The following is a 4,786-nucleotide window of genomic DNA, read 5'->3' as shown; positions in this document are numbered from 1 at the left end:
CACGAGATCGGCAGGTGTCAGGGAAAGGGGCCCTGCGCGAACGGCTCTGCCCGCGTGGTGTCGGGTGTATCGCCGCAAGTGAGGGGCGATTTAACCGGCCCATACTAGTTGCATACTAGCATGATGCGTGTATACTGGAAGTAGAGCGGGCCGCCAGGCCCCTCAACCCGAACCCGAAAGGAGTCAACATGGACCACTTGGTCTGCACTACCTGCCTCGTCGGCCTGGTCAACGACGACTGGACCGCGATTGAGGAGAACCACTCCGCAATCGCCACCGCCGAAGCGCTCGGCATGGTCACCCGCACCGGCAGCGAGAGCCACGGCGTCTACCGCTGCACCGTCTGCGGCGACGATCACTACGGCCGCGCCGAGATCGTCACCGCCGCCTGACCCCACCGCCCCCGCCACCCGGCGGGGGCGGCCCACGGGCGCACGCCTCCCTCATTAGCCAGGAGAACGCCATGAACACCAGTCCGAAGAAGACCCGCACCGGCTACTACGAGCCCACCGCAGCCAATGCCACCCACCTGCTCGACAACCGCGAGCTCGTTACCCAGGTGCGGCCGGCACTTCACATCACCCACGAGATCGAACGCCACGACGCCGCCGCCCTACTCAACGGCCACAAGCGATTCCTCTACCCCCAGATCAGCCGAGTCGCCATGCGAACCCACGGCCTCTACCTCGCCCACAACATCCCGCAACACCGGGACGACTACAACGGCGACCTGCTCGTCACCGGAGACCGACTCGCCCCCATCCCCAGCCAGGGCTAGCCCACAACCGCCCATCGCCGAGAGGCAGACGGGAAAACCGCAGGTGAGAACCAAAAAACCCCCAAAACTACTTGCATACACGCATCATGCGTGTATGATAGAAGTAAGCAAGAGCCAGAGAGGAAGGACGAGCAATGGGCGATCAGAACTACGAAGTAGAGGATTCCCGCCTCTACAACGGCGACCACATCGCAGGGGTCGCCATGCTGGCAGCGAAGCTCGTCGACGAGCGGCTGCACCCGGGCAGGGGAGAGGACATCTACAGCATCGCCTACATCACCGCGATGACGTTCCGCTACCTCATCAGCGACCCCCGCACACAGGGCCTCCCCGCCGAGAAGGCCCTCGCCGAGGGTGTCACCGTCGACGACATCATCCGCTCGACCATCGCCTCAACCCCGGGCGTTGCCGAGGCGATCATCGCGACCCACTCGACCTCCCCCGTCGTCGATCTCGACGAGTTCGACTACTGACGAGCCGCCGCCCATCGCCGAGAGGCAGACGGGCACCACCCGAAAGGGATCTCCCGATGAGCATCACGGTCTACACCAAGCCGCAGTGCGTGCAGTGCGGCGCCACCATCAAGGCCCTCGACAAGGCCGGCCTCGAGTACACGCTCGTCGACATCACCGCCGACGCCGCCGCCCGCGACTACGTCATGGCCCTCGGCCACCTCCAGGCCCCCGTCGTCGTCACCGCCGACGACCACTGGGCCGGCTTCCGCCCCGACCGCATCAAGAACCTCGCGGCCCACGCCGCCTAAGCCACCCACCAGCAGGGGAGGGGACACCACAATGCAGACCATGACCGAGGACCCGCAGGCCACCGCCGACCCGGTCGACGTCGACGACCTCGCCGCCACCGACGACGCCCCCACCGTCCCCGAGCTCGACCCCGAAGCCGCCCTGCTCTGCGCCCTGCTGCACACCACCGACACCACCGAGGCTCGCCACATCACCGGCCACCTCACTGCCGGCGACTTCCTCAACACCCGCTACGGCCAGCTGTTCGCCGTCATCGCCGAGCTGATCGCCGCAGACGAGCCCCACCACCCGACCCGCGTCCTGGCCGCCCTGACCAGCGCCGGACGCATGGCCGGCCACCACGGCCGACTCCTGGCCGACGCCCTCCAGACCGTCACCCTGCTCGGAACCCCCGCCGTCGGGCTGACCACCCTCGCCGCCGACGTCCTCGACGCCGCCTACCGCCGGGCCTTCGCCGCCACCGCCCACACCCTGACCCGCGCCAGCGCCGAGGCCTCCACCGCCGAGCTGTTCGAGATTCTCCTCGCCCAAGGCCGCGCCATGCGCACCGAGACCGAGCGCCGCGCCTCGCTCACCGCAGGCCCGACCGCCGCCCAGTAACCGTCGGCGACCGACACCACCCAGAAGGGATGATCAGATGCACTCGCAGGCCCAGCTCGAGCACCAGGCGCACGACGCCCTGGCAGCACTTGGAGCCACGATCGACCCGGGCACCGTCTCCGACGCCGTCGACCTTTACCTGTGCAAGCACGAGCGGTCGACCGGCCAGCCCGTCGACCGGGACGCCATCGGTGCGGCCGTCGCCGCCGAGGCGATCGAGGCTGCGACCTCATGGCTGCTGACCCTCGACGCGCCGCCCCAGGCGCCCCCGGCAGGGGCGACACCCGTACAGCCGTAGCACCGGGCACGATGACGACATGTACTTGATCGGGACCGGGCCGAGCGAGCTGCACGCCCACATCGACCTCGACCGCCGCAGGCGCGCCCTCGGCGGGGTCGAGGCGTCCGTGGTGTCGACCGCCCGCGAGGGCGGGCACTGGTCAGTCGTCGCCGAGATCCGACCCGACACAGCGGGGGAGGGGCAATGACATCAGACGAGGCCCGCTCACTCGGCCGCGCCATCCGCGCCGTCCGCCTCGAGTGCGGACTGTCCCAGCTCAAGCTCGCCGTCGCCGTCGGCGTGAAATCCCCCTGGATCAGCGCCTGGGAGCGCGGACAATCAAAGCCCACCGCCCACGGGCCGGCCGCGACGCCCAGTGCCATCAGCATGGACCAGCTCGCAGCACTCGCCGAGGCCCTGGACTGCACCGTCGGCGACATCGCCGACCGGGCGGCGCTGTCGGCCAGCACCCGCCTCATGTTCGGACTCGAGCCGCTTGGCGCGGCTCGCACCGTGATTGGTGGCCAGGAGTTCGACCTCACCGACGCCGAGGCCGACAAAGCAGCCGCGTTCGTCGCAGGTCTGATCGCCGCCCGCGGCCTGCACTGACCGCCGGTGTCGGAGGCCCTGGCTACGGTGCCGGCGTGGACGAGCTGGTGGACTGAATTCGACAAGCGGCCGACCAGATAGGCGAGGCGCACTTCCTCGAGGTCCTGCGCTGGCACCGCGTCGTCGCCGGCCTTCCCGAGCTGGACTGGGGCGCCCGCGGCGCCTACCGGATCGCCATCACCGAACTCGGCGAGGACCGAGCCGCCGAACTACTAGGGCGTGTCTCCTATTGCTAAGCGGGCCCACTGGATGGGGCGAGTAAGTGGATGTAGGGGAGCCCGCATCCTGCTTCTATGCGAAGTGCGGATAATGGCACAGTGCTCAATGCTGATGACAGGATCACCTGGGGACCTAAGCGCATCGCGGTAGCTGGAGTCTCTGGCTCGGGAAAGACGACCTTGTGCGATGAGCTGGCAGAAGTCCTGCGTTGCGAGCGCGTCGAGTTGGACAGTCTCTACCACGGCCCAAACTGGACCCGGCGAGAGACATTTCTCGAGGACGTAGAGGACCTGATCTCGACACCTTGCTGGGTCGTTGAATTGCAGTACCGCGAAGCGCGGCCCCTTATCGCGTCCCGAGCTGACACCATCCTGTGGCTGGACTACCCGACCAGGATCCAGATGACCCGCCTCATCCGTCGGACGGTCTGCCGACGCTTGCAGCGCGAGCACCTTTGGAACGGGAATTACGAACCGCCGCTATGGAAATTCCTCATCGACGAAGACCACATTCTTCGATGGGGCTGGCGCACGCGGAAGAAGCTCAAGCCAGTGATACCGACGTTGGAGGGCCGGTTTCCCGGGCTACACGTTGTCCATCTCGCACATCCGTCACAGACCTCACGGTGGGTCCGCGCACTGGCGAGAAGCTAGGGCGTCTCTCCCAAATGGCGTAGCCAGGTCAGGATTGCGCAGAGTGTGACGGCGGCGCGGTAGGTAATCGCGAGTTTGTCATAGCGAGTGGCCAGGGCGCGCCACTGCTTGGACAGAGCGAACGAACGCTCAACGACGTTTCGCCCTTTGTAGAGGTCAACGTCGAGTTTCGGCGGCCGGCCGCCGCGGCTTCCCCGCCGAGCGCGGGCGGCAATGGTGTCACTCTTCTCGGGGATTACAGCGGCGATACTGCGGCTGCGAAGCTGTCGACGGATCGTGCCGGACGAGTACGCCTTGTCCGCGATCACCGCGTCCGGGCGGGTGCGCGGACGACCCCGTCCGAGGCGCGGAACCTGGATGTCGGCCAGGACTTCGGCGAGCATCGCACCATCGTTTCGTTGACCACCGGTGACCACATTTGCCAGCGGCCGGCCGCGACCGTCGACGGCACTGTGGATCTTGGTCGTCAGCCCACCCCGCGATCGACCAATAGCGTGACCTGCGGGTTCACAGTCCGGGAAGGGACTGTTCTTGTGATTCGACCGTGCCCCCTGTGTCCTGCTCGGGGCGCGTTGTGTTCGTGCCGTGCTGATGAGCACGGCAGATCGTTGCATCGACCGAGACGTTCCAGTCGATTTTCCCGGCGGCGTCAGCTTCGGCCAGGATCACGTGCAGGATCCGGTCCCAGGTGCCGTCCCGTGCGTAGCGGGCGTGACGCTTCCACACCGTCTGCCACGGACCGAACTCATCCCGCGGCAGATCCCGCCACGGAATGCCTGCTCGATAGCGGTAAGCGATCCCCTCGACGATCTTGCGATTGTCTCGAAACGGATGCCCCTGCCGCCCTGCATTTGAGGGCAACAGGGGCTCGATCCGCTCCCAC

Annotated in this window: 8 protein-coding genes and 1 pseudogene; 8 read left to right on the top strand and 1 reads right to left on the bottom strand. The window is 67.1% G+C overall.

Annotation, left to right across the window (positions count from 1 at the left end):
- Window positions 1-188: 188 nt before the first annotated feature.
- The 8 genes from HMPREF3086_RS09175 (at window position 189) to HMPREF3086_RS09145 (ending at window position 3,031) form a co-directional block, all read left to right on the top strand.
- Window positions 189-392 carry a hypothetical protein gene (locus HMPREF3086_RS09175; protein ID WP_070721494.1) on the top strand — a complete coding sequence of 68 codons (204 nt, stop codon included), beginning with the start codon at window positions 189-191 and terminating at the stop codon, window positions 390-392.
- 71 nt (window positions 393-463) lie between these two features.
- Window positions 464-778: a hypothetical protein gene (locus HMPREF3086_RS09170; protein WP_070721492.1), complete on the top strand. Its 315-nt coding sequence runs from the start codon at window positions 464-466 to the stop codon at window positions 776-778.
- Window positions 779-912: 134 nt separating this feature from the next.
- Window positions 913-1,251, top strand: coding sequence for a hypothetical protein (locus HMPREF3086_RS09165; protein ID WP_070721490.1), 339 nt, complete (start codon window positions 913-915; stop codon window positions 1,249-1,251).
- 56 nt (window positions 1,252-1,307) lie between these two features.
- Window positions 1,308-1,541: a glutaredoxin-like protein NrdH gene (gene nrdH / locus HMPREF3086_RS09160; protein ID WP_070721489.1), complete on the top strand. Its 234-nt coding sequence runs from the start codon at window positions 1,308-1,310 to the stop codon at window positions 1,539-1,541.
- 40 nt (window positions 1,542-1,581) lie between these two features.
- Window positions 1,582-2,142 carry a DnaB-like helicase N-terminal domain-containing protein gene (locus HMPREF3086_RS09155; RefSeq protein ID WP_070721495.1) on the top strand — a complete coding sequence of 187 codons (561 nt, stop codon included), beginning with the start codon at window positions 1,582-1,584 and terminating at the stop codon, window positions 2,140-2,142.
- Between the two features lie 37 nt (window positions 2,143-2,179).
- On the top strand, window positions 2,180-2,440 hold the full coding sequence (locus tag HMPREF3086_RS09150) for a hypothetical protein (RefSeq protein WP_070721487.1): 261 nt from the start codon (window positions 2,180-2,182) through the stop codon (window positions 2,438-2,440).
- A 19-nt stretch (window positions 2,441-2,459) separates the two neighbouring features.
- Window positions 2,460-2,630 carry a hypothetical protein gene (locus tag HMPREF3086_RS18960; protein ID WP_168169077.1) on the top strand — a complete coding sequence of 57 codons (171 nt, stop codon included), beginning with the start codon at window positions 2,460-2,462 and terminating at the stop codon, window positions 2,628-2,630.
- Complete coding sequence (locus tag HMPREF3086_RS09145; protein WP_070721485.1) at window positions 2,627-3,031, top strand: helix-turn-helix transcriptional regulator; 405 nt, start codon at window positions 2,627-2,629, stop codon at window positions 3,029-3,031. The genes HMPREF3086_RS18960 and HMPREF3086_RS09145 overlap by 4 nt, the downstream gene beginning before the upstream one ends.
- A gap of 868 nt (window positions 3,032-3,899) precedes the next feature.
- Here the strand turns inward: HMPREF3086_RS09145 and HMPREF3086_RS18040 are convergent.
- A pseudogene (locus HMPREF3086_RS18040) lies at window positions 3,900-4,786 on the bottom strand (IS5 family transposase); the annotation flags it as partial.

Source organism: Dietzia sp. HMSC21D01, from assembly GCF_001815995.1.
Taxonomy (GTDB): Bacteria; Actinomycetota; Actinomycetes; order Mycobacteriales; family Mycobacteriaceae; genus Dietzia; species Dietzia cinnamea.
Note: the sequence above shows the minus strand (reverse complement) of the source record. Positions and strands in the feature narration are given on the sequence as shown.